This is a genomic window from Dyella acidisoli, assembly GCF_030160295.1.
In the GTDB taxonomy this organism is placed as follows: Bacteria; Pseudomonadota; Gammaproteobacteria; order Xanthomonadales; family Rhodanobacteraceae; genus Dyella_B; species Dyella_B acidisoli.
Map to the genome: position 1 here is coordinate 196,730 of NZ_BSOB01000010.1, position 23,549 is coordinate 220,278.

Below are 23,549 nucleotides of genomic sequence, written 5' to 3' on the forward strand. Positions count from 1 at the left end.
GAGCCCCAGGATGCTCGCCCCGACGATCCGGAGAACGGCGCTATGAACAGCGTCTCAGCCGTTTTCGAGGCCGAACTTCTTGCGCCGCAAGGCCAGGCAGTACCTGCGACCCTGGATGCCTTTCTGGCCAGCATGGAGCGACGAGCCTTCCGCATGGCCGAGCTGCACCTGGGCAATCGTGAGGACGCGCTGGATGCGGTGCAGGACGCCATGCTCCGTCTGGTCAAGCATTACCGCACTAAACCTGCGGAGGAATGGACGCCACTGTTCTGGGGCATCCTGCGCCGGCGCATCGTGGACCTGCAGCGCCGCCGCAAGGTGCGCTCCATCGTGGTGGGCTGGCTGGGCGGCGGTCACGATGATGACGGCGACGAACTCCCGGTTTGGGAACCGGCCGACAACGGCCCGGATCCGTTGGAAAAGCTACATGGAGAGCAGTCCTACGCGGATGTGGCCGCTGCCGTACGGCGGCTTCCACAGCGCCAACGCGAAGCCTTCACCTTTCGAGTGCTGGAGGGGCTGGACGTGGCGGAAACCGCTCACGCGATGGGTTGCTCGGAAGGTAGTGTGAAAACCCATCTCTCGCGAGCCATGCAACATCTGCGGGAGCATTTGGAGGAGTGGCGATGAACTCGTCCGACAAACAATTCGAACAGCGCGTTCGCGCGCTCTACCAGGAGGCGACGCAAAGCATCGACCCTGTCACCGCCGGTCGCCTGCGCGCCGTGCGTCGCACGGCCCTGGAAGCGGCCACTGCGCACACCTCGCCGCATCACCGTGCTCGCGTGCTGTTGCCGGTAGGCGCCCTAGCGGCCGTTGCCTTGGCGGCGCTGATGACCTGGCAGCCCTCGCCTCAGCCACAGGCGGACGGAAAGCCGCAGGTCGTTGCCGTCACCGAGCAGGAGAATGAATATTTACCGCCGGGTGCCGATAAAGCCGATCCTGGCCTTTATCAGAACCTCGACTTTTACAGCTGGCTCGCCGCCAACGACGGCAGCCAGGCCAAACGTTGATCCATGTTGCTACGAAGAGTTCGCCTGCCAGCGCTGTTGACCTTCCTGCTCGGTCTGATGATCGCGGCACCCGCGTACGCGCAAAACATCCATCCATGGGGCAGCCTGAGCCCATCCCAGCAATACCTGCTCGCACCGCTGCAGTCACAGTGGAACACGCTGCCGCAGGCCCGCCAGGAACACATGATTCAGCGCACCCAGGAATGGATGAAGCTACCGCCGGACAAGCAACAGGAAATTCGCGAGCGCATTGATCGCTGGCAAAAAATGACACCAGAGCAGCGCGAGCAGGCTCGGCAAAACCAGCATTTGTACGACACCCTGCCTGCGGATAAGCAACAGCAATTGCACGAAGCCTTTAAGCGCTACCAGCAATTGCCACCGGATCAGCGTGAAGAACTCCGCCGTCGTTGGTTGCAGCAGTCGCCGGAGGAGAAGCGCCAATGGCTGGAACACATGGGACCAGGCTCCACCTTACCCGCGGGGCGTGCGTTCGGCATGCCTCCCCGCGGTCGTCATTGATAGGCAGGTTTGGGTTCGCACCCCAACCTGCGCATCAGGCATTAACTAGCGCTTCGCCATTGCGCGCCACGCAACTCTTCGCCACCAGCTCATCCTGAAAATCCGGCTGCAGCGCGCCATCACGCACCAGCAATTCCGCGAAGTTGTAGATGTTGCGCGCGTACATCTCCGAAGCGTGCAGCGCCGCGCCAGCAGCGAGATTGAGCGGCCCGAGAATCGTCACACCGCCCTGCTCCACGCGCTCGCCCGGACGCGTCAGCTCGCAATTGCCGCCGCTTTCGGCGGCAAGATCAACGATCAGGGCGCCCGGCTTCATGCCTTCGACCATCGCTACCGTAAGGATCTTCGGCGCGGCACGTCCCGGCACGGCCGCGGTCGTCACCACCACGTCGAACACTTTCAGATGTTCCGCCAACGCTTGCTGCTGAGCTGCGCGCTCTTCGGCTGTGAGTTCGCGCGCGTAACCGCCACTACCGGCAGCACTCACACCCAGATCCAGAAACTTCGCGCCCAGCGACTCCACCTGCTCGCGCGTTTCCGGACGTACGTCGTAACCTTCAATCTGCGCGCCAAGCCGGCGCGCCGTGGCAATCGCCTGCAGGCCTGCGACGCCCGCGCCAATGACCAGCACGCGCGAAGGACGGATGGTGCCGGCCGCCGTGGTCAGCATGGGAAAGAATTTCGGCGCATTGTCGGCTGCGATCAGCATGGCGCGATAACCCGCCACTGCCGCTTGCGAACTCAGTACGTCCATCGCCTGCGCACGCGTCGTTCGCGGCAGCAATTCCAGTGCGAATGCCGTCAGCTTCTTCTGCGCCAACGCGGCGATACGCGCCGCCGCGCCGTGCGGTCGCAATTGGCCGAGCACGATGGCGCCTTCGCGTAGATGGGCCAGTGCAGCATCTTCGGGCGGCAGCACGCAGGTCAGCAGATCAGCCTGCGCCAGTACGTCCGCCGCACTGGCAAATTCGACCTCTGCATAGCCCGCATCCGGAAAACCGGCCGCGGCACCTGCGCCGTGTTCAAGCAGCACGCGCAGCCCTTTGCCGCGCAGCTTCTTTGCTACTTCCGGCGTGATTGCCACTCGCCGCTCACCAGCGGCGGTTTCACGCAATGCGGACACGGTGATCGACATCGGCCATCTCCTGCAGGTCAGATTTCCCATCGTAGCCTAAGAGCCTGTCTACGATCTCTGCGTAGCCCTCGTTGTGCCCGAGTGGCCGCCATGCGGCAGCGCGCGGCTTGACCAGACGGCCAGTCTGGCGCTGCGCCACGCACTACCACCTGACAGCCACTCAGACGCAACGCGAACCACGCAAAGATCGTAGACAGGCTCCATCGCGGGTTAGACTGACTGGCCCGAATCGGGGGTTACGAGGAAACCCTTGTGTCCGAGCAGATCGTCAGCAGCACCCTGTTGGACTTTGCCCGCCGCGCGCGCGAACTGGCATACGCGCCTTACTCCCGCTTCCAGGTCGGTGCCGCATTGCAGACGAAAGACGGCCGCGTGTTCCCCGGCTGCAATGTGGAAAATGCCGCATACGGTCTGTGCAATTGCGCCGAACGCACGGCTTTGTTCAGTGCCATCGCCGCGGGCTGCAAGCCCGGCGATTTCAGCGCCATCGCCGTGATTGCCGATACACCGGAACCGGTTACGCCATGCGGCTCCTGTCGCCAGGTGCTGGCCGAACTATGCACAAGCGACATGCCGGTGCTGCTGGCCAATGTGGCTGGCGTCATGCGGCAGACCACCGTAGAAGCACTGCTCCCTGACGGATTCAGGCTTAATACCGCCGACTGATTCGTTGGGTTACCCCGGACTTGATCCGGGGGTAACCCAACAATGCTGCTCGAATGCGTTGGGTTACGCTGCGCTAACCCAGCCTACTGGCTACGACTCAGCAGTTGCTCGAGCGCAGTGTCGAATGCCTGTGGGTCATCCACGAACACTGCGTGACGCGTGTTCGGCACTGCGATGAAACGCGCACCACGAATCGCCGTGGCCATTTCCTTCTGCGCATCGAGCAGCGGCGATTCTGCTGAAGCAATCACCAGCGTGGGACGATCGATCTTCTGCAGCGCCGGCCGGCGATCGGCGCCGAAGATATCCGCCGTCAGCATCGCGGTACCGACTGCTACGGGCGTGTGCTGAGCCTGAGCAATCACCGCGTCGATGTTCGCGGGCGGATGCTTGAAGATGGAACGCACTATGCCGGCGCTGTAATCGGCCGGCTGTGCCGCGTAGCGCGACAATCCTGAAAGAATTGCTTTGCTGAATGCCTTGCGGATATCCAGCTCATTGGTGCCCGCGGAAACCGGCGAATCCACAAACACCACGCCGGCAAGCGAAGCAGTACCGAACTGCTGCACATAGGCGGCAACATCCTGCGCACCCTGCGACCATCCCACCAGCACACAGCGATCGATGTGCAGCGACGCCAGCAATGCGTGCAAATCCTGCGCGCGACGCTCCGGCGTATTGCCGGTCAGCATGATCGACGACTCGCCTTGCGAGCGCGAGTCCACGGCAATCACACGCCTTTGCCGCGAAAATCGCTCCAATTGCTCGTGCCACAGCGATGTCGTCAAAGTCCAACCGGGAATCAGCACCAGCGCTGGTGCCGCTCGATCCTGCCCCGCCTGCAGGTAGTGAATGCGCGCACCATCGTCGGTCGTGAAATAACTGTCACTGATCAACGCTGCGGCTTCGCTGGCATGCGCTCCCGAAAGCAGCGTAAGCAGGAAGATGGCGATCACACTTTTCAGCAGCTTCATACCAAGCGCTCCTTTGGAGGGGTGCGCGGATCGTAGGCCCTTGGCTCGCGTACGTCTGCGTGACTGAAAGGCATCGTGACCGGATGCAGACGGTTGTAGGATAAGCGTTTTCCCAGGCACGCCTTCCCATGCTCGATGCGCTCACCTTGCTGCAGCAACGCCATTCCGCACCTTCGCGCCAGCTCGGCGAACCTGCGCCCGATGCAGCCACCTTGCGCGGCCTGTTGGAAGCCGCCATCCGCGTACCCGATCATGGCAAGCTCGTTCCTTTTCGTTTGATAGCGTTGCGCGACGATGCCAAGCTGAAGTTCGGCGCGTTGCTTACGGAGCGCGCCATTCGACGCGATCCGGAGCTACCGGAATCCAAACGCGAAAAAGAGCGGTTGCGCTACACCTTCGCACCGCTGGTGATCGCAGTCATCGCACGCATCGATCACGAGAACGGCATTCCGGAAATCGAACAGAAGCTGTGCGCCGGCAACGTGGCCTACAACATCCTGCTTGGCGCTTACGCGCTGGGTTTCGGCGCGCAGTGGCTCACAGGTTGGGCAGCCTATGATGCAGAAGTAGCCGGTTTGCTCGGCCTGGCCAAGCACGAATGCGTCATCGGCTTCGTGCACATCGGCACGCCGCAAACCGAAATTCCCGATCGCGATCGCCCCGCGCTCGACGATCTGCTCACTGAATGGAAGGGATAAGCCCATGTCCCAGCTACCCACCGCACATCTGATCGACGGCAGCCTGTATGTGTTCCGCGCCTGGCATTCGATGCCCGACGAGTTTCACGATGCGGACGGCCATCCGGTCAATGCGGTGCATGGCTACACCCGTTTTCTATGCGAATTGCTCGAGCGCGAAGATCCTTCGCATCTCGCCGTGGCGTTCGATGCATCGCTTACCACGTCATTTCGCAACGCGATCTACCCGGCCTACAAGGCCAATCGCGAGCTGCCCCCACCTGATCTTGAACGGCAGTTCGTGCAATGCCGCGCGGTGACGGAAGCGCTCGGCATTCGCGTGTTGATCGATCACAGCTTCGAAGCGGACGATCTGATCGGTAGCACCCTGTGGAGTTTGCGTGCGCAGGGATTCCGCAGTGTGATCGTGTCTGCCGACAAGGATTTCGGCCAGCTGTTGGGCGAGCACGACGAGCAATGGGATTACGCACGCAACCTTCGCTGGGGGCCAGCGGGTGTGTTCGAAAAACTGGGGGTACACCCGACTCAGGTCGCGGATTTTCTCGCGCTATGTGGCGACGCGGTCGACAACATCCCGGGCGTACCCAGCATCGGCGCGAAAACCGCCGCCGCGCTGCTCGCACATTTCGGCAGCCTGGATGAATTGCTCGATCGCGTGGATGAAGTTGCATTCTTGCGTCTGCGCGGTGCAGCGAGCTGCGCTGCGAAACTACGCGAACACGCCGACGCTGCCAGACTCTATCGCCGACTGACCCGCATCGCGCTGGATGCACCTATCGAAGGCGGCGCCGAGGTGTTGATTCGCAAACGTGGCGTGGACACGCTCGAAGCGCTGTGTGAGCAACTTCGCTTCGGTCCGTTGACGCGCAATCGGCTGCGCGCACTCACCAGCCTCTAAAGTTTCCTACTGAATCATTTCCATGAACGACATCAACCGCAAACCTGAAGACGCCAACGCTCCTGTAGAAACGCTCTATCAGGGCCGTTGGCTGCGCCTGCGCCGCCGCGGGCGCTGGGAATTCGCCGAGCGCAACAACCCCGGCGGCGCCGTGATCATTCTGGCGGTAACGCCCGAAGACAAGGTGCTTTTCGTGGAGCAATACCGCGTAGCCGTGCAGCATTTCACCATTGAAATGCCGGCAGGCCTGGTAGGTGACCTGGCGGATCAGCAACATGAAAGTGCACTCATCGCCGCGCAACGCGAGCTGGAAGAGGAAACCGGTTACCGCTGCGACCATGTCAGCTTCGTGCACGAAGGGCCATCGTCATCCGGCATGAGCAACGAGATCATCGCCTTCGTGCGTGCGCACGATCTGGTGAAGGTGAGTGACGGCGGCGGCGATGGCACCGAAAACATCGTGGTGCATGAAGTGCCACGGCTCGAAGCGGGTGAGTGGTTGATGGCGCGTGCGAAAGATGGTTACTCGATCGATCCGAAACTGTTCGCGGGGCTGTGGTTTATTGAGCACACCGAGGCATTCAGTTAATGATCCTCCCCCTCCCCTGCTAGCTGCACATCTCTACGCAACTCGTATAACTCTGCTTTTTTATCTCACCATTGCCCGGTGAAAACTGGGGCTCAGCGACTCGTCAAACTTCTTAGTCGCGAGGACAACGGTTAGGCGTCATCAAAAAACGCGTTGAGAGTTGTGTAGATACCTATGCCTGCTAGCAAGGGAGGAAGCCCACCATTCAGTGCCGCTAACCTGTAGTTCCGTCAGCGACCAAGCGCGCGTCGAACGCAGTCTCGTCCTGCTCGGACATACGCAGCGATTGCAGATTTCGCTTCAGCACAAGCGCCCAGCATTTGAGATCTTGCACGGCCAACGTGGCCTCCTGCTGCAACAGATCGCTGTCATCAGCGTCTACCGTCGGCTCGGCACAGGAAACACTCTGCTGCTTATTCCCCATGAAGGCCGTCATTTCCGCACCTTGGATAACGGAATCGATGATATGGAGCATTTGCAGACCCGCCTGCTCCATCACGATCATGCTTTGGCGGATACGATCCACGCTGTCGGCAACGACTGCATCGATATGTTTACAAGCGACTGAACCGCGCTGCGCATTTTTCAGAACTTGACTCGCCAGCGAAGAAAAATGCTGGACTTCTTGATGATCTGCCGTGGGCGGCGAAACCAGTTTCGACGCGGAGTTCTCCACTTCGTCGATCAGCCTTACGACGTCATGTGACAACTCGCTGAAAACCCGCGCGTTGTCGACCAGCTCATGGGCGATGCTTCTTCCTCGATACCACGGAGAGCTGATCGCTCCAGCCGATTTGTCTCCCCTGATGCAGGTGTACTTTTTCGCAGTGCCCGCTTCCTCATGTGTAGAGGTGCCATGCGTTTGAAAAGCAGCATTTCTGCATCGGTGGCCCGGCGTACTTCCTTCTTCGGCCACCCGAGTGCGCTTAAGCGACACTCTCCACTTCCTTGTCAGCTTGAAACACTTTGCGTTGCGCATTTGGAAGCGCCCCCGCTATGCGTAGTCGAGATCTGCTCGTTCGAGCACCGACTGGAGAAACAGGGGGAAGTCAGAAGGCCTCGCTCTATGACCCAGTTCCACGTCATCCTCATTTGAGGGTCCAAGCCAGCTTGGGTGGGCTTGGAACTTTCCGTGCACTGACTGCGAGTGCCCCTTTCATCTCCACGCGATGCCGTTTCCGCTCCTTACGACATCACCGCTATATGTTTATTAGCGAAATGAGTGTTCAAATGTGTTTTATTCCAAACTTCGCCTTAGTGCAAGGGGTTTTGGAAGTTTTTTTCAAAAAAATGGCACCCAGGCGCCACGCCTATCACAAACACTTGTATTCAAAGGAAAAATAACCAAGGCGGCAGCGAAAGCCGTGTCTGGCTCCGGAAAAGTAAAGCTATGCGACGGCCCGCAACGCCCGCACGCGCCACACCGCCAGCGCCACACCTACCACCGCAAGGCCGAACCACTGCGCCGCCACCGCATTGTCATTGCCCAGCCACAGCACAGCATCGACCGCACCCATCACCAGCACGGCAATAGCCGGCGCAAGAACCGGATCGATGCGCTGGTAATGCCAACGCACCAGCAAGACTGCACCGAGCGTGGCCAACAACCATGCGAGAACGCGGCGCAACCACGGCACATCAGGCGGCAACGGCGTATCGGGAAAAATGCCCGAGAGCGGCATATCGCCGGATTGCACGGCGAAGCCGACGCCATCTGTCGCATCGCTAGCCGGCACGAGCTTGTTGCCGTCCACCTTCGCAACAATAGTGACGGTCTGCACCGGCACCGCTTCCCATGTCACGCGTAGATCCCCCAACTGCGGACGCGACGGCACCGCACTGGTCACCAAGCCATTGTCGTAAAGGCTGAAACTCGCAGCGAGATTGCTCGGCAGGTTGCGCAGATTCGGTGTGACCGGTTCGCTGCCGACCAACGCATGCACCAGCGCTGGCGCAAGCACAAAACCATTCAAGCGCACCTTGCCTGCATCGAACTGCTCGCCTTGCAGCAGAAACTTGTCCGGATTGGTGTGGCCTTCCGGATGCTGAAAATGGCTGGTATCGACGGGATGGTCTTGCCAGTCCATTTCGTACGTGGGCGCGCCGCCGTAACTCAGTTCGCGCCACTGGAACATTTGCACGTGGCGAATCAGTACGGGTTGATCAGTCTGCTGGTTGAACTGTTTGTCGAGCGGCGCTTCCACGACCTGCAGCTGCCCGACCACGCGCACCATGAAGCCCTGTTCGCTGGCATCGGGAGTACCGTGGATGCCAAGATCCAGCACGTCGCCGCCGTGGCGTTTCATCTGCTCGCTGTAATCGAGCTGTCCCTTTTCCACGACCGCGCCCACACCTACGCCGATCAGCAGAAGCACGGCGCCCAGTGCGGGCAAAAGCAATTCACGGATGGAGAGTGGTGGCTTGCGCTCGCCGCTCATCGAGCCTCCGGGTGTGAGCTTGGATCTTAAGGGTCAGACGACGCCACGCAATTCAGGTTGCTCGTCGACCGTACCATAACGCCCACGCTCGTCACGTGTCACGCGCGCCATTGCACAAGCGTGATCGTGAGTGAAAAACAGCCGCACATTGCGCGCGAGCTTGTCGTCCAGGAAGGCACGCTTTTCGTCGATCAGCGCTTCTGGAAAGCGGTCGTAACCCATGGTGATAGGCAGGTGCACCCAGGAGCGGCCCGGAATCAGGTCGGCGCAAAAAACTACGCCGGCCACTTCGGACAACATCAGTCCTGGCGTGTGGCCGTCCGAAAAATGGAAGCGCACGGCCCGACCGAGCGTCTGCGAATGTTCGCCCGCTACCAGTTCCAGCCGTCCACTGTCTTGCAACAGGTGCTGCAACTCGGGAACGAACGAGGCACGATCGCGTGGATGCGGTTTCATGGCGCGCTGCCAGTGTTGTGCGCCAACCAGAAAACGCGCATGCGGGAACAGCAACCGCGGTGTTTTGCCTTCCTCCCACGGCGCAAGCAAACCGCCTGCGTGATCGAAATGCAGGTGCGAAAGCACTACTACATCGATGTCTTCATGCGACAGACCCAACGCGGCGAGCGAATGCAACAGCACATGCTCGCTCTCCACCACGCCATAGCGTTCACGCAGCGACGGCTCGAAGAACGCGCCGATGCCGGTTTCGAACAGCACATTGCGGCCTTCCAGATCTTTCACCAACAGACAGCGGCAAGCGAGCGGAATGCGATTGAATTCGTCGGGTTCGATCCAGCGCGACCACATCGCTTTCGGCGCATTGCCGAACATGGCGCCGCCGTCGAGTTTTTGGGTGTTGCCGTTGAGGGACCACAGTTGCATGACAACGCTCGCTGATCAATCTTGCCTTACACCACCAACTCGTCATCCCCGCGAAAGCTGGGATCTAGCGACTTGCAGATCCTCAAAGGCACTGGATCCCAGCTTTCGCTGGGATGACGGAATATGCATTTAGGATGAAGCAGGCGCTCATTGCACCTTACCGAGACCATCTTCCCTGCGCGGATCACTCGCCGCATCCAGCTTGTTGGTACGACGATCCCAGATCACCGCATTCATGAAGCCCCATGGCTCGCGCTCTTTGAGCGTGTGGCCCATCTGAGTCAGCGCGCTGCTGGTGGCGGCATCGAAGGCACCGGGTTCTACCATGACCCTGTCCGGCATGTACTGATGATGGAAGCGCTTGTACGCAACAACCTGATGGGCGTCGCCGCCATCGATGAAAGCGAGTATGCCTTCCAGCACCTGGGTGATGATGGTGGAGCCACCGGGCGACCCGATCACCGCCGTGCGATCAGCGCCGATCACGATGCTCGGCGACATCGATGACAGCATGCGCTTGCCCGGCTCGGGTGCATTCGCCTTGCTTCCCAGCAAGCCATACACATTCGGCTTGTTCGCCACCAGCGCGAAGTCATCCATCTCATCGTTGAGCAGCACACCCGTGCCTTTCGCGACGAAGGTGGAGCCGAGCACGTAGTTCACGGTGCACGTCATCGCCACCATGTTGCCGTCGGCATCGATGATCGAGAAATGCGTGGTGTGCTGCCCAGGATCTTCGCTGTTCGACGGCGCCAGCATCGATGAAGGCGTGGCCTTGTCCGGCAGGATGGTTTGCCGCAAACCGTCGGCGTAATACGGCGACAGCAGCATGTTCAGCGGCATCTTCACGAAATCCGGATCACCAAGGTAATCGTTGTGATCGCGGAACGCGCGGCGCATCGCTTCGATCACCAGATGCACGCGATGCACCTGGTCGAGCTTGCTCAGATCGAAGCCGGAAAGAATGTTGAGAATTTCCGCAATGGCTACGCCACCGGAAGACGGCGGCGGTGCGGTAATGATCTTGTAGCCGCGATAGTCGACCGTGAGCGGCGCGCGTTCCTTCACGCGATAGGCTGCCAGATCCTTCAGCGTCCAATTACCGCCGGCTTCGTGTACCGCGCTTACCAGCTTCTGCGCGGTTTCACCGCTGTAGAAGCCGGGCTCACCGTATTTGGCGAGCAATTCCAGCGTGTGTGCCTGATCGGGATCGCTCCAAACCTGACCAGCTGCTGGCGCCTTGCCACCAGGCAGGAATTTCCCCGCGGAAGCGGGCCAGCGCTCGAGGTTCTTTTGCTCTTCATTGATGGAACCGAGCAAGCGGTTATCCGGCTTGAAGCCATCGCGTGCGGTGCGGATCGCCGGGGCCAACGAAGCGGTGAGCGGCAGCTTGCCATAGTGCTTGGCCAGCCATGCCAGACCCGCCGGCTCGCCGGGAATACCGGCCGACAACGGACCCTTCAACGCGGTATCGCGATTGGGCGTGCCGTCGGGGTTGAGATAATCCTTGGTATTGACCGCCGCCGGCGCCGTCTCGCGCGCGTCGATGAACACGCTGCGCTTGTCGGCAGCGATGTACATGGTTGCCATGAAGCCGCCGCCGATGCCCGAACTTTCCGGCTCTACCACCGACAGCGTGGAAGCCACCGCGACGGCTGCGTCGAACGCATTGCCACCCTTGGCCAAGACTTCCAGTCCAGCTTCCGTTGCGAGCGTGTTCGCGCTGGCGATACCAGCATGGCCAGGACGCTGTGCAAGCTGCGTGGAAGGTGCGGAGGTTTGAGGTTTGTCGGCTGCGAATGCGCCGCTGGTACCAAGCAAGAAACCTATCAAAAACACGTGCCAACGCAACGCAAGCTTCATCCCTTGGCCTCCATCAGGTGTTTGTATTTGTCTTCGAGCTGTCCGCGCGTTTCGGTATGCGCGGGATCGATGATGATGCATTCCACCGGACACACGACGACGCACTGCGGCTCATCGTGATGGCCGACACACTCGGTGCACAGTGAGGGATCGATGACGTAGAACTCCTCGCCGAGCGAAATCGCCTTGTTGGGGCAGACGGGTTCGCAGACGTCGCAGTTGACGCAGGTATCGAGGATCTTGAGAGACATGCCGGATTAGTTTACATGGGCCGGCTGGGGGATTGTGCGAAGCAGCAACGGAATCGCCTGCCTAGGGGATTGCGGTGAGGGCAACGGAGCTTGCTCTCACCCAGCCTCTCCCCCGTTATTGATCAAAGACGGGGGAGAGGGTGGAATAACACAGCTTTAGAACTGCACGTAGCGAATCGTCGAGTCCGTCGGCTTCAGCACGTCGTTTACACGCTGTTCGTCGGCCTTGTCGCCGATCACAACGATGATCACGCCCTTGAGGGAACCAGGCTTGGCATCCTTGAAGGCGGTGGTGACCAGATCGGCGGTCTTGGCCGAATCCGGGCCGCCGAATGCCAGCAGGTTGCCCGGCAGCACGCCGCGGGCCACGATGTCCTGCACGTTGCTGAGCTGACGATCACGCGAGTCCTTGGCGTCGTCGCTGTCGCCGGCCGGGATCATGTAGGCATACGGCTGCGGTGCCGACATACCCTGCATGTTCTTCTGCATGATCTGACCGAGGTAGGCGTTCCAGCCCTTGCTGTCGTTCGGATCGGTGGGCTTGGTCACCTGCTGCTGTTGCTGCGCCTGCTGCTGGCCGTCCTGCTGCTGGTTGTTGCATGCAGACAGAGCGAGGCAGCCGGTCAATGCAAGGGCGGAGGCGACGAGAGTGAGTTTACGCATAGTTATCCCCTTCGGTTTCGGGTTGCTTCTTTTGCCAGCGCTGCCGCATGGCTTGTTGGACCGCAGGATGCACGAAACCGGTAATGTCGCCACCCAGGCGACCGATCTCGCGTACCAGCGAGGAAGAAATGAAGCTGTACTGCTCGGCCGGCGTCAAGAATAACGTCTCGGCCTGCGGAATGAGATGGCGATTCATGCTCGCCAGCTGGAATTCGTACTCGAAATCCGACACAGCGCGCAGTCCGCGGATGATCACGCCGGCGCCAAGCTCACTCACCAGTTGGGCGAGGAGGCAATCGAAGCCGCGTACTTCCACATTGGGCAGGTCCGCCAGCGCCAGCCGCGCCAGCGTGATGCGCTCCTGCAGCGAAAAGCCGGGGCCCTTGTTCGAGCTCTCGGCCACGGCCACCACAATTCGTTCGAATAAGGGCGCTGCGCGTGCGACGAGATCCGCATGGCCATTGGTGATCGGGTCGAAAGTGCCCGGATAGACGGCGAGGCGTTTATTGACCGGCGGCTGGTTCACGTAGAGGAATGGGCGGACAAAGAAGGCACTAGCTTAACGGAACGTCTTGAAGGCGGCGATAGAGCGCGTAGCGCACCTCGCCCGCATGCCCTTCGCGATGCAGCATCCAGTTTGACGGCAAAGCCAGCTCCGCTCCGCGTGGTGATTCGACATAAATCTGCGCTGTCTTGGCAAGCCAGCCACCCTGCTCCAATTGATGAGCCAGTGAAGCCCAAAGCTGCGCGGCAAACGGCGGATCGAGAAACACCAGCCCGAATGGCTGCGGTGCGCCACGCAGGAAATGCGCGGCATCGTTCGACGACACTTCCCCGCCTTGCGCTTTCAGCCGGGCCAGGTTGCCGCGCAGCGCATCGGCCGCCGCACGTTCCGGCTCCACGAATTGCACCGTGCTCGCGCCGCGCGAGAGCGCCTCAAGGCCGAGCGCGCCGGTACCGGCGCAAAGGTCGAGCGCTCGCACACCTGCGATGGTCGGCGCCAGCCAGTTGAACAGGGTTTCGCGCACGCGCTCGGGCGTAGGCCGCAAGCCGGGAAGATCGGGCACGTTCAAGCGCGAATTGCGCAGATTGCCGCCGATAATACGGATTCGTCCGGGTATGGCCTTCATGCGCAGGCGCCCTCAGCGGACAGTACGGGTCGGGGTGTTAGCATGTTCGGCATTGTCTTCGAAGCTAGCCCTTCATGCTCAAGTTCTGGAAAAAGAAGCCCACCGACCAAGGGTCGGGGGAAAACGAAGAAGCAGCCGATCAGGTACCCGCGCAAACGGAAATGCCTGAACGGGCGTCGGTACCGGAAGTCACTCCACCTCCCGAACCGACCGTCGCCGAAGCACCGACCAAGCGCAGTTGGCGCGAGCGCCTTTCCGGAAGCACGTTCGCGCGCGGACTCAACTCGCTGTTCTCCCGCCATCCCAAGCTGGACGACAGCCTGCTGGACGAACTGGAAACCACGCTGATCACCGCCGACGTCGGCATCGAAGCCAGCACCTCGCTGGTGGAGAACCTGCGCAAGCGCATGCACAAGCGTGAGTTCGCCGATGCGGGCGCCTTGCTGCAGGCTTTGCGGCAGGAACTGATCACACTGCTCAAACCCGTGCAGAAGCCGCTGGACATTAACGGCCACAAGCCGTTCGTCGTGCTTACCGTTGGCATCAACGGCGCCGGCAAGACCACCACGATCGGCAAACTGGCTCGCCGTTGGCGCGATGAACATCACCAGGTGCTGCTGGCTGCCGGCGACACCTTCCGCGCTGCTGCGGTGGAACAGCTCAAGACCTGGGGCGAGCGCAACCAGGTGCCGGTGATTTCGCAAGGCCAGGATGCAGATGCCGCCAGCGTGATATTTGACGCGCTGCAAGCCGCGCGTTCGCGCAACGCCGATGTGCTGATCGCCGACACAGCCGGCCGCCTGCATACGCAAGGCGGCCTGATGGATGAACTGGGCAAGATCGCACGCGTGCTGAAGAAGCTCGACGCGGAAGCACCGCACGAGGTGCTGATGGTGATCGATGGCACCGTAGGCCAGAACGCAGTGAACCAAGTGCGCCAGTTCCGCCAGATCGTCGGCGTGACCGGTCTGGTGGTGACCAAACTCGATGGCACCGCCAAAGGCGGCGTGGTGTTCGCGCTGGCACGCGAGTTCGGCTTGCCGATCCGGTTCGTTGGTCTGGGTGAAACCGCCACCGATCTGCGCGTATTCGATGCGGAAGCCTATGTCGACGGGCTGCTTCCCGCCGACTTCGCACGGGCATGACGATCCCGCGTCCGCTGCGACTCCTGCTGATTGCGTTGGCCAGCCTGGCTGGCGCCATCGTGCTGGTCGTGCTGGTGGCGCTCTATCTGCTGCTGCAACCTGATCGCTTCACAGCGATGCTGAAGGAGCAAGCGAGCCAGGCAAGCTTGCGGCTTACGCTATCGAGCCCTGCCAGCCCTACCTTGTTTCCGCGTCCCGCCTTGCAATTGGAAGGCATCACGCTCGTAGCGAGCGATGCGGGTCCAAACGCCATGCCGATCCTGCTCGCTGCAAACGGCCGACTGGTGTTGCCATGGCATGCGCTGTTCGGCCGTCAGGTTGTTATCTCGCGCATGCAGATCAACTCGCCACGCGTAGATCTGGATGCGCTGCAATCCTGGTTGATGCACTTGCCGCCACAATCGGCCGCCGTGCCGGATGAAATTCCGCGCATCGCCACCGGCGTACGCATACGCAACGGCAGCGTGGTGCAGAACAACAGCGAATGGTTGAGCAACGTGTCGCTCGACACCGGCCGTCTTGCGCCAGGCCAGGCGTTCTGGGTGAACCTGTCCGCCAAGGAAACCGACGGTACACCGCTGCAATGGCAGTTTTCCGGCGTACCGAACATCGCCAACGGCGTATTGCGGCTGGATGACATCAACATCAACGTTACCGACAGCAGTGCCACCACACTGCGTTTGAACGGTCATGCGCACTGGATGGGCGCGGCCAATGCGTCCATGCAACTGCAAGGCAAATTCCATCTCGCGGACGCAGGCGATTACGACGCCGCAGTCACGCTCAACCCCGCCGCACAAGACAAACCATTGCTGCTGCATCTGAAGCTGCTCGGTTCTGACAATCACATCGACCTCGACCTGCCGCCGCTCGCGCTCGCGCAGTGGTGGGATCAGTTGGGGAATCCGCAGGGTCCCATGCTGTCCGTGCCACCCGGCAACGGGCAGATCGACATGGCCAAACTCGACGTTGGCAAGATTCACATCGAAGGATTGAGTGTGCAGACCGGCGATGCGGTGCCTGCAACTGCGGAAAGCACCGCGCCGCCTGCTAAATCTGCCGCATCTAAACTGCAGTGACTCCTTTCGCCTCCGCCCTGCTCGACTGGTTCGATCGCCACGGCCGTCACGATCTGCCGTGGAAACATCCACGCGATGCCTATCGGGTGTGGCTTTCCGAAATCATGCTGCAGCAGACGCAGGTAGCCACGGTCATCCCCTATTTCCAGCGCTTCGTGACGCAACTGCCAACGCTGCACGATCTGGCTGCCGCCGACGAAGACACCGTCCTCGCGCTGTGGTCCGGCCTTGGCTATTACCGCCGTGCGCGCTTTCTGCATCGAGCAGCGCAAGTGTGCATAGAACAACACAACGGCGAGCTGCCGCGTGAATTCGATGCGTTGGCAGCACTGCCTGGTATCGGCCGCTCCACCGCGGGCGCGATCCTGGCACAAGCCTACGAGCTACGTTTTCCCATTCTCGACGGTAACGTGAAACGCGTGCTTACGCGCTATCACGGCATTGCAGGTTATCCAGGCGAGCGCGAAATCGAAAAACAGCTATGGCTGCATGCGGATGCACATACGCCGGCCGAACGCGCTGCCGACTACACGCAAGCCATCATGGATCTGGGCGCAACACTCTGCGTACGCACTCGGCCGTTATGCGCCATGTGTCCAGTACGGAGCGATTGCGTAGCGCACCACGACAACCTCACCGCGCAGCTACCCACACCCAAGCCCGGCAAAGCGATTCCCTCGCGCAGCACCATCATGCTGATCCTGCGCAATGCCGACGGCCAAGTGCTGCTGCAGCGCCGCGGTGCGCAAGGTGTGTGGTCGGGCTTATGGAGCCTGCCGGAAGCCGACGACACCGACAACGCTTGGCGCGAAGCGCAACGCCACGCGCGCATCGACGACGCACAACCGCTCACGCCCTTCGTGCACGTCTTCAGCCACTATCGCCTGCAGATCCAACCGTTGCTGTTCGATGCAGCGGCACCCGCGCACGCGATCGCCGATAATGCCGACTTGCGTTGGTGCGCCATCGCCGACTTGCCTGCGCTGGGCCTGCCCGCACCCGTACGATCGCTGTTGATGGCGCTGCCCGAACCGGCTGCACCGTAATCCTTAACCACGAGACATTTCCGATGAGCCGTACGATTCATTGCGCCAAGCTCGGCATCGACGCCGAAGGCCTGGATTTCGCACCCTGGCCCGGCCCGCTGGGCCAACGCATCTTCGCGGAGATATCCAAGCCCGCGTGGCAGCAATGGTTGGCCCACCAGACCATGCTGATCAACGAATACCGCATCAATCCGCTCGACCCCAAAGCGCGCCAGTTCCTGGGCGGCGAAATGGAAAAATTCCTGTTTGGCGGCGAGGCGAAAAAGCCCGAAGGCTACAAGCCGCCCGAGGCGGAGTCTTGACGCAGACCCGCTCATCCGATTTAATGAGCGGCTCCATGCAACGCATGGTTACCCTCTGGCCGGGTAGCTCAGTTGGTAGAGCAGGGGATTGAAAATCCCCGTGTCGGCGGTTCGATTCCGTCCCCGGCCACCATGTATTCCCTGATCAAGCCCGCTCATCGAGCGGGCTTTTTCGTTTTCGGCATACGGCATAGATCAGAAACGAAGCCAGGCATTTGACGGCGAAGCCATGCATGGCAAATGATCGGGACAGGGAATCGATCCAACCTTTCGAATGACCCAAGTGGGGATGGGTCCAACACGGCTGGGAACTCTTCGCCCAGCGCACAGGGAGAGCGGTAACGCGAGCAGCCGATGCAGGGGAAGCACAAAACGGCATTGCCTTATCAGCAAGCATGGCGTGAGCCGATGGCCCTCAACCAGAGCCACAGACGGCCAGCGCAACTCGATTGTCACTCGTGAAACAGGAGTTTCCATGTACGGCATTCAACGCTTCAAAACCAGCAACTGCCAACGTCATTCGCTTTCCGTGCGTAACGCGGCCATCGTCATGGTGCTGGGTATCGTCAGCTCCCTATCTCCGCCGACTGCGCATGCGCAGTCGACGACCGCTTCCGTCTTCGGCCAAGCCCCCGCAGGAGAAATCGTGACAGCGCACAGCTCGGAGGGTCTGCAACGGCACAAAATCGTAGGTAAAAATGGCCGCTACAGGATCGATCCGCTACCGGCAGGCGATTACTCGGTGACGCTGGAGAAAGACGGGCAACCCGTCGATGCACGCACGCATATTCCACTGATCGTAGGTCGAGGCACAGAAGTCGACTTCGCCTGCCCTAACGATCATTGCGCAGCCTCCGAAAGCCGCTAAAACCTCTATCACTAACAGCACTGATGACAGACCCGGCGTCGTCGCAATGCAAACTTGCTTGCGACGACGATCGGCATCAACGCGGCAACGCACTCCATCGCTCCTTCATAGCGCATGCACTGAACAGCACATGATGCGCAGCATGAACATTTCCCTACCCCGCTAATCTTTTCTTCACCGCGGATTGATTACGCGCGACCAAGACTGCGGACACTCACCGGCAGCGAGGGTAATTCCGTGAAGAAGATCGCTTCATTGACCATTGCATTGGCATTGGGCTGTGCCGGCATGGCTATGGCGCAAGATGAGCATGCGTTGACTCAACAAGAAGTCATCGCACAACTCACGCAGCAGGGATACACGGATATCCATGATGTGGATTTCAGAGACGGCGTGTGGACAGCACGCGCCCATAGCGGCGATGGCTCACATGTAACGCTGCGCGTAGACCCGATCACTGGCAAGGCCTATCCGAACAAGCAAGTGTCGCGCATGAATGAAATGGACGTCCGCGCCATGCTTTCGTCAGAAGGCTACACGCATGTGCATGATGTCGATTTCCGTCATGGCGTGTGGACAGCAAACGCCAGGAACAACGCCGGCGTACGCGTTTCGCTGCAGATCGATGCGCAGTCGGGACGGATCATCGGTACGAATTGATGACCGCAACTACGTCATAGCGAGGTCGTAAGATTCGTCACCCAATCCGGCAATACGCCGATGATGATTGCCTCCAGGCGGTGATCCGTGCCGGTGATGATCAACACGGCGACCAGTGCGATGAGCACGCCAAGCACTCGCCTGCCCCGCGTACCTGCGCTCATCAGTTTGCTCCGCCAACGCGTTAACACGCTTTGCGCGAGCAAGGCCATAACGAGCAACACGCTGGCAATGCCGAGCGCAAACGCAGCCATCACCAGCGCTACCTGACTGAGATCCTTGCCCTGCGCAGCCAGTACCGTTGCAGCGCCCAATGTGGGACCGACGCATGGACTCCACACCAGGCCAAGCAGTACGCCAATACCCGCCTGCCCAGTTAGGCCGAAACGTTCCAGCCGCGCCTGACGCTCACCCGCCCAATTGGCGAGCGGTCCGGCGGCATGTTCGAACTGCGCTTGCAACCTCGGAACGATGAGTACGATGCCTACGACCAGCAGCAACACCGCACTCCACAGCCGGACCGTCTCCGTATTCAAACCAATCGACGCACCCACCGTGGCGATAAGAAAGCCGGTCAGCGTAAACGACGCTACCAACCCTAATGCCAGTGCCAGCGGCCCCCAGCGATGACGCTGTGCCGCACTGCCGAGCACAATAGGAACCAACGGAAGCACGCAGGGCGACAGGATGGTCAAGGCGCCGGCGGCGTAGGCAACGATGGGGCTGAGACTGCCGCTCATGATCCAAGCCTCGGGCGAATGAACGGTGAAGTGGCGAACGACATGACGGACTCCGATATTTTCACTCCTATTTCGCTCGTTCGTGTCATGAGGTTACGGCTGTAACCGGCAGCTTTTTTGCAACGAATAGCCAGGAGAACTCACCCGAAGGATTCGCCATGTCTTTCTTTCGCAAACTCTCCTTGATTGCACTGCTTGGCCTGATTTATGCCGCGCCGCTGCTGGCCCAACCCATTCAGCCCTTCACTACGGCGGCATTGAAGGCAGCCCAGGCTGCGGGCAAACCGGTACTGGTGGATGCTTATGCGAGTTGGTGCCCGATCTGCCGCAAGCAGGCGCCCACGATCGATGCAATGGCTACTGATCCGGCGTTTGCGAAGCTGGTGATTCTGCGCTTGGATTACGACTCACAGAGCGCGGAAAAGCGTGAACTCGGCATCGTGCAGCAAAGCACGTTGATTGCGTTCGACGGGAACAAGGAAATCGGCCGACTCGTTGGTGTGACGGATCCGGATCAGATCAAGAAGTTGGCGGAATCGGCTTTGCATTGAAAGCCCCAGCACAGCGGGTATTTCCGTCGCACCGCAGACCAGTCCCCTCTCCCCTTCGGGGAGAGGGCTAGGGTGAGGGGCTGGGCTTGCGGGAAACTCGCCAAGCACGTGCAAGTTTTGCCCTTTGAATCTTGCATAGAGCTTGCTATTGCGCGAGATTCACCCCTCAGCCCAGCCCTCTCCCCAAAGGGGAGAGGGAGCACGCGACATCAAATTTCCCCGAATGCCAGTGAGCCTTCGGCGGAATGACGCTGAGGCATATGTGCGCCTAGAGAGGGAATCCGTCATGTCTATGCGTTACAGCATTGCCGCCACGGCGGTACTCATGATGACGGGTTGCACGACAACACCGATCGATCGCGCTGCATGGATGAACTACGCATGCAGCAATGGACAAAACGTGCAAGCCACGTACCCTGATACGAACGCCGCCGTTATCGAGCTCCAGGGCAAAACGCACACCCTGCACGTCGCTCTTTCCGGCAGCGGCACCCGCTACACCGGCGAAGGCTGGCAATGGTGGACCAAAGGCATGCACGACGGCACGCTGGCGCCGCTAGCGCCGGGGGAAAGCATCGCCGGCGCACCCGGCACGACCTGCCACGCCAACTGATCACATCTTTCTAACGAAGCGAGACGACGATCACGAAGCCGTCATCCGTCGACATCGAAATGACGCATGGAAATAATCCTCGCGTCATCACCCGGCGCGATGCTGTCACCATCGGATTCGGAGTTCCTCCCGTGGTGTCGCAGTACGTATTTCCTTCCAGCCGGGGCATGTTCCGCATCGTCAAGCATGGGCATCGCTGGCGTTCGTTGATCGAGGCGCGTGAAGTGGCTCGGCACGATTCGCCCGAAGCGGCGCTGGATGCGCTGCGCCTGGCCTGGCCGCAGGCGCGCCTGCCGCAGATGTTGAGCCAGTGGCGCTATGTCGCCGAAGCTGCTTATCTGCCGCACGCTCGGTTGGCGCGCGCCACCAATGGTTTCAGGGTTACTGGCATCGATCCATCGCAACCGCGCGTACGTCGCTCGCGCCGCGCGCAGGGTCGGCCAAGCCGTGGCGTGACTGATCATGGATGATCGGTCACAGCCTTCACACTTCACTCCTGCGCGTTGATCACGTCCAGAAAATCGCGGCCATAGCGCTTGAGCTTCGCTTCGCCCACGCCGCTGATCGATGCGAGCTCTTCTTCATTCGCCGGCATCGCACGCAGCATCGCCAACAACGTAGCGTCGTGAAAGATCACGTACGCAGGTACACCGTGTTGCTTGGCGAGCTGTGAACGCAAGGCGCGCAGCGCTTCCCACATGGGTTGTTCGTAGGCTTCGATACCCAAGCTGGCGCCGGTGATCAACTGACTGTCGCGACGACGCGACGCGCGGCGTGCTGGTCGTGTTTCCTCGCGCATGTGCACTTCACGCTTGGATGTCAGCACGTCGCGGCTGGCAACGGTGAGTCGCAAGGTTCCAAAACCTTCTGCATCCGTTGCTAACAAACCAGCCGCAAGCAACTGGCGGAACACCGAGCGCCACTGCTTTTCGTCCATGTCCGCGCCGATGCCGAAGGTGCTCAGACGATCGTGTCCGAGTTGGCTCATGCGCTCGTTGTCGACGCCACGCAAGATGTCGATCACATGCCCCGCGCCGAAACGCTGGCCGCTGCGATACACCGCCGACAAAGCTTTCTGTGCGGGAACGGTGGCGTTCCAAGTTTTAGGTGGCTCAAGGCAGTTGTCGCAGTTGCCGCATGGTCCGGGAAGTGTTTCGCCGAATGCAGCAAGCAGCATCTCGCGCCGACATTGTGTTGCCTCGGCGTAGCTGAGCAACGAATCCAGTTTCGAACGCTCGACACGCTTACGCTCGTCGCCCGATTCGGACTGCGCAATCATCTGGCTCATCGTTACCACGTCTGACAAGCCGTAGATCATCCATGCATCGGCGGGCAACCCATCGCGCCCGGCGCGGCCGGTTTCTTGATAATAGCCTTCCATACTGCGCGGCAGATCCAGATGCGCAACAAAGCGCACGTCGGGTTTGTCGATGCCCATGCCGAACGCAACCGTCGCCACCATCACGACGCCATCCTCACGCAAGAAACGTTGCTGGTTCGCCATGCGTGTCGCCGCATCCAGGCCGGCGTGGTACGGCAACGCCTCGATGCCGCCTTCGGCCAGCCAGGCGGCCGTTTCATCCACCTTGCGGCGGCTGAGGCAGTAGATGATGCCGGCATCGCCGCGATGCCCATCGAGAAAACCCAGCAGCTGGCTGCGAGGATTGTGACGTTGCGTCACGCCATAGCGGATGTTGGGGCGATCGAAGCTGGAAAGGAACTGACGCGCATCCTGCAGCGCCAGCCGCTCGACGATTTCCTCACGCGTGCGTGGATCAGCGGTAGCCGTGAGCGCGATGCGCGGCACGTTCGGATAGCGCTGATGCAGGATCGTCAGTTCTCGGTATTCCGGCCGGAAATCGTGGCCCCATTGCGATACGCAATGCGCTTCGTCGATGGCGAACAGCGCCACTTCCGCGCGATCGAGCCATTCCAGGAAACGCGTGGTGAGCAGGCGTTCCGGTGCCACATACAGCAGATTCAGCTCGCCTGCCGAAAGCTTGCGCTCCACCTCGCGCTGTTCCTGCGCATCGAGACTGGAGTTGAGATACGCAGCCGCCACGCCCGCTTCGCGCAATGCGTCTACCTGATCGTGCATCAACGCGATCAGGGGCGATACCACGATGCCGGTGCCTTGCCGCAGCAGCGCCGGAATCTGATAGCACAGCGACTTGCCGCCGCCGGTCGGCATCAGCACCAATGCATCGCCACCCTCAGCCACGTGCTCGACGATGGCCTGCTGGTGACCGCGAAAATGGGCGTAGCCGAAGATGCTTTGGAGAATATGGAGGGGCGTGGCGGACATGTTTCTTGTTTTTCGCCCTCTCGCCTACGGTGAGAGGGTTGGGGTGAGGGATAACCTGGCGGCCAAGCTTATTTCTTTCGCGCCTGACCTTCGAGTTATGTAATCCCGTTGAGAAGGGAGGGACTTGCCTCGCCAAAGTGACAGGCGCTTCGACCGTACTTCTCAGCCAGCCTAAGGCAGCCCCCACAGTTCCCGATCCACATCCGCATCCAGCCCAAAACGCGCCAGCGGCACGCGACCGTTCTTCACCTCTACACCTTCCGCGCGCAACAGGCGGCATTGCTCACGAAAACCGCGACTGCCGGGTGGCATGGCGATTTGGCCGCTGGAGCGCAGCACGCGAAACCACGGCAGCTTCATGCCATCAGGCACCTCGCCCAGCAGGCGGCCCACCAACCGTGCGCGACCCGGCAAGCCTGCGCGTGCCGCGATAGCGCCATAGCTGGCCACGCGACCGGGCGGGATGGCTGCGATGGCTTCAAAAACCTTGAAATATTCCTGTTTCACGACAAGCGTGC

At 60.7% G+C, this 23,549-nt stretch carries 29 protein-coding genes and 1 tRNA gene; 17 read left to right on the forward strand and 13 right to left on the reverse strand.

Features of this window, described 5'->3' with window-relative positions:
* Window positions 1-42 precede the first annotated feature (42 nt).
* From QQJ86_RS05790 to QQJ86_RS05800, 3 genes are read left to right on the forward strand one after another with little or no spacing between them, the layout of a single operon-like run.
* A complete protein-coding gene (locus QQJ86_RS05790; protein WP_284319966.1) occupies window positions 43-630 on the forward strand; it encodes an RNA polymerase sigma factor in 588 nt (195 codons plus the stop codon).
* Window positions 627-1,013, forward strand: a complete 387-nt coding sequence (locus QQJ86_RS05795; protein ID WP_284319967.1) for a hypothetical protein — start codon at window positions 627-629, stop codon at window positions 1,011-1,013. The genes QQJ86_RS05790 and QQJ86_RS05795 overlap by 4 nt, the downstream gene beginning before the upstream one ends.
* Before the next feature lie 3 nt (window positions 1,014-1,016).
* Window positions 1,017-1,535, forward strand: coding sequence for a DUF3106 domain-containing protein (locus tag QQJ86_RS05800; protein WP_284319968.1), 519 nt, complete (start codon window positions 1,017-1,019; stop codon window positions 1,533-1,535).
* A 34-nt stretch (window positions 1,536-1,569) separates the two neighbouring features.
* On the opposite strand, the gene QQJ86_RS05805 is transcribed toward QQJ86_RS05800, so the two are convergent.
* Entirely contained in the window at window positions 1,570-2,670 is a 1,101-nt protein-coding gene (locus QQJ86_RS05805; RefSeq protein ID WP_284319969.1) for an NAD(P) transhydrogenase subunit alpha, read from the reverse strand.
* A gap of 252 nt (window positions 2,671-2,922) precedes the next feature.
* Here QQJ86_RS05805 and cdd point away from each other — a divergent pair, with 252 nt between their 5' ends.
* Window positions 2,923-3,336, forward strand: a complete 414-nt coding sequence (gene cdd / locus QQJ86_RS05810; protein ID WP_284319970.1) for a cytidine deaminase — start codon at window positions 2,923-2,925, stop codon at window positions 3,334-3,336.
* Window positions 3,337-3,419: 83 nt separating this feature from the next.
* On the opposite strand, the gene QQJ86_RS05815 is transcribed toward cdd, so the two are convergent.
* Complete coding sequence (locus QQJ86_RS05815; protein ID WP_284319971.1) at window positions 3,420-4,310, reverse strand: alpha/beta fold hydrolase; 891 nt, start codon at window positions 4,308-4,310, stop codon at window positions 3,420-3,422.
* Window positions 4,311-4,438: 128 nt separating this feature from the next.
* Here QQJ86_RS05815 and QQJ86_RS05820 point away from each other — a divergent pair, with 128 nt between their 5' ends.
* From QQJ86_RS05820 to QQJ86_RS05830, 3 genes are read left to right on the forward strand one after another with little or no spacing between them, the layout of a single operon-like run.
* A complete protein-coding gene (locus QQJ86_RS05820) occupies window positions 4,439-5,008 on the forward strand; it encodes a nitroreductase family protein (protein ID WP_284319972.1) in 570 nt (189 codons plus the stop codon).
* A 4-nt stretch (window positions 5,009-5,012) separates the two neighbouring features.
* A complete protein-coding gene (locus QQJ86_RS05825) occupies window positions 5,013-5,906 on the forward strand; it encodes a 5'-3' exonuclease (RefSeq protein WP_284319973.1) in 894 nt (297 codons plus the stop codon).
* Between the two features lie 22 nt (window positions 5,907-5,928).
* Entirely contained in the window at window positions 5,929-6,495 is a 567-nt protein-coding gene (locus QQJ86_RS05830) for an NUDIX hydrolase (protein WP_284319974.1), read from the forward strand.
* Between the two features lie 214 nt (window positions 6,496-6,709).
* Here QQJ86_RS05830 and QQJ86_RS05835 read toward each other — a convergent pair whose 3' ends face one another.
* From QQJ86_RS05835 to rsmD, 8 genes are all read right to left on the reverse strand, one after another.
* Window positions 6,710-7,432 carry a PLP-dependent aminotransferase family protein gene (locus QQJ86_RS05835; RefSeq protein ID WP_284319975.1) on the reverse strand — a complete coding sequence of 241 codons (723 nt, stop codon included), beginning with the start codon at window positions 7,430-7,432 and terminating at the stop codon, window positions 6,710-6,712.
* 451 nt (window positions 7,433-7,883) lie between these two features.
* Window positions 7,884-8,933 (reverse strand): TMEM43 family protein, encoded by a 1,050-nt coding sequence (locus QQJ86_RS05840; protein WP_284319976.1) that lies wholly within the window; start codon window positions 8,931-8,933, stop codon window positions 7,884-7,886.
* A gap of 33 nt (window positions 8,934-8,966) precedes the next feature.
* The gene (locus QQJ86_RS05845; RefSeq protein ID WP_284319977.1) at window positions 8,967-9,815 is read right to left on the reverse strand and encodes an MBL fold metallo-hydrolase; all 849 of its coding nucleotides are present in this window, start codon (window positions 9,813-9,815) and stop codon (window positions 8,967-8,969) included.
* Between the two features lie 147 nt (window positions 9,816-9,962).
* Window positions 9,963-11,678 carry a gamma-glutamyltransferase gene (gene ggt / locus QQJ86_RS05850; protein WP_284319978.1) on the reverse strand — a complete coding sequence of 572 codons (1,716 nt, stop codon included), beginning with the start codon at window positions 11,676-11,678 and terminating at the stop codon, window positions 9,963-9,965.
* On the reverse strand, window positions 11,675-11,929 hold the full coding sequence (locus QQJ86_RS05855) for a YfhL family 4Fe-4S dicluster ferredoxin (protein WP_284319979.1): 255 nt from the start codon (window positions 11,927-11,929) through the stop codon (window positions 11,675-11,677). The genes ggt and QQJ86_RS05855 overlap by 4 nt, the downstream gene beginning before the upstream one ends.
* Window positions 11,930-12,085: 156 nt before the next feature.
* The gene (locus QQJ86_RS05860) at window positions 12,086-12,592 is read right to left on the reverse strand and encodes a type 1 periplasmic-binding domain-containing protein (RefSeq protein WP_284319980.1); all 507 of its coding nucleotides are present in this window, start codon (window positions 12,590-12,592) and stop codon (window positions 12,086-12,088) included.
* Complete coding sequence (gene coaD, locus QQJ86_RS05865) at window positions 12,585-13,118, reverse strand: pantetheine-phosphate adenylyltransferase (RefSeq protein WP_284319981.1); 534 nt, start codon at window positions 13,116-13,118, stop codon at window positions 12,585-12,587. Before coaD ends, QQJ86_RS05860 begins: the two co-directional genes overlap by 8 nt.
* A 28-nt stretch (window positions 13,119-13,146) precedes the next feature.
* On the reverse strand, window positions 13,147-13,722 hold the full coding sequence (gene rsmD / locus QQJ86_RS05870) for a 16S rRNA (guanine(966)-N(2))-methyltransferase RsmD (protein ID WP_284319982.1): 576 nt from the start codon (window positions 13,720-13,722) through the stop codon (window positions 13,147-13,149).
* A 74-nt stretch (window positions 13,723-13,796) separates the two neighbouring features.
* Here rsmD and ftsY point away from each other — a divergent pair, with 74 nt between their 5' ends.
* The 7 genes from ftsY to QQJ86_RS05905 all read left to right on the forward strand — a co-directional run bounded on the left by ftsY (window position 13,797) and on the right by QQJ86_RS05905 (window position 18,822).
* Window positions 13,797-14,867 carry a signal recognition particle-docking protein FtsY gene (ftsY, locus tag QQJ86_RS05875; RefSeq protein WP_284319983.1) on the forward strand — a complete coding sequence of 357 codons (1,071 nt, stop codon included), beginning with the start codon at window positions 13,797-13,799 and terminating at the stop codon, window positions 14,865-14,867.
* Window positions 14,864-15,946, forward strand: coding sequence for an AsmA family protein (locus QQJ86_RS05880; protein ID WP_345782809.1), 1,083 nt, complete (start codon window positions 14,864-14,866; stop codon window positions 15,944-15,946). The genes ftsY and QQJ86_RS05880 overlap by 4 nt, the downstream gene beginning before the upstream one ends.
* Entirely contained in the window at window positions 15,943-16,992 is a 1,050-nt protein-coding gene (mutY, locus tag QQJ86_RS05885; RefSeq protein ID WP_284319984.1) for an A/G-specific adenine glycosylase, read from the forward strand. The genes QQJ86_RS05880 and mutY overlap by 4 nt, the downstream gene beginning before the upstream one ends.
* A 23-nt stretch (window positions 16,993-17,015) precedes the next feature.
* Window positions 17,016-17,294, forward strand: coding sequence for an oxidative damage protection protein (locus QQJ86_RS05890; protein WP_284319985.1), 279 nt, complete (start codon window positions 17,016-17,018; stop codon window positions 17,292-17,294).
* A gap of 57 nt (window positions 17,295-17,351) precedes the next feature.
* A tRNA-Phe gene (locus QQJ86_RS05895) sits at window positions 17,352-17,427 on the forward strand.
* A gap of 342 nt (window positions 17,428-17,769) precedes the next feature.
* Window positions 17,770-18,162 (forward strand): carboxypeptidase-like regulatory domain-containing protein, encoded by a 393-nt coding sequence (locus QQJ86_RS05900; protein ID WP_284319986.1) that lies wholly within the window; start codon window positions 17,770-17,772, stop codon window positions 18,160-18,162.
* Between the two features lie 237 nt (window positions 18,163-18,399).
* Window positions 18,400-18,822, forward strand: a complete 423-nt coding sequence (locus QQJ86_RS05905; RefSeq protein WP_284319987.1) for a PepSY domain-containing protein — start codon at window positions 18,400-18,402, stop codon at window positions 18,820-18,822.
* 14 nt (window positions 18,823-18,836) lie between these two features.
* Here the strand turns inward: QQJ86_RS05905 and QQJ86_RS05910 are convergent, their stop codons facing one another.
* Entirely contained in the window at window positions 18,837-19,562 is a 726-nt protein-coding gene (locus QQJ86_RS05910) for a cytochrome c biogenesis CcdA family protein (protein ID WP_284319988.1), read from the reverse strand.
* Window positions 19,563-19,720: 158 nt separating this feature from the next.
* Here QQJ86_RS05910 and QQJ86_RS05915 point away from each other — a divergent pair, with 158 nt between their 5' ends.
* From QQJ86_RS05915 to QQJ86_RS05925, 3 genes are all read left to right on the forward strand, one after another.
* On the forward strand, window positions 19,721-20,113 hold the full coding sequence (locus QQJ86_RS05915) for a thioredoxin family protein (RefSeq protein ID WP_284319989.1): 393 nt from the start codon (window positions 19,721-19,723) through the stop codon (window positions 20,111-20,113).
* Window positions 20,114-20,399: 286 nt separating this feature from the next.
* The gene (locus QQJ86_RS05920; RefSeq protein ID WP_284319990.1) at window positions 20,400-20,726 is read left to right on the forward strand and encodes an MliC family protein; all 327 of its coding nucleotides are present in this window, start codon (window positions 20,400-20,402) and stop codon (window positions 20,724-20,726) included.
* A gap of 59 nt (window positions 20,727-20,785) precedes the next feature.
* Window positions 20,786-21,196 carry a hypothetical protein gene (locus tag QQJ86_RS05925; RefSeq protein WP_284319991.1) on the forward strand — a complete coding sequence of 137 codons (411 nt, stop codon included), beginning with the start codon at window positions 20,786-20,788 and terminating at the stop codon, window positions 21,194-21,196.
* Window positions 21,197-21,216: 20 nt separating this feature from the next.
* Here the strand turns inward: QQJ86_RS05925 and recQ are convergent, their stop codons facing one another.
* Both recQ and QQJ86_RS05935 read right to left on the reverse strand, forming a co-directional pair.
* Window positions 21,217-23,031: a DNA helicase RecQ gene (gene recQ / locus QQJ86_RS05930; protein ID WP_284319992.1), complete on the reverse strand. Its 1,815-nt coding sequence runs from the start codon at window positions 23,029-23,031 to the stop codon at window positions 21,217-21,219.
* Between the two features lie 171 nt (window positions 23,032-23,202).
* Complete coding sequence (locus QQJ86_RS05935; RefSeq protein WP_284319993.1) at window positions 23,203-23,538, reverse strand: MGMT family protein; 336 nt, start codon at window positions 23,536-23,538, stop codon at window positions 23,203-23,205.
* Window positions 23,539-23,549 lie beyond the last annotated feature (11 nt).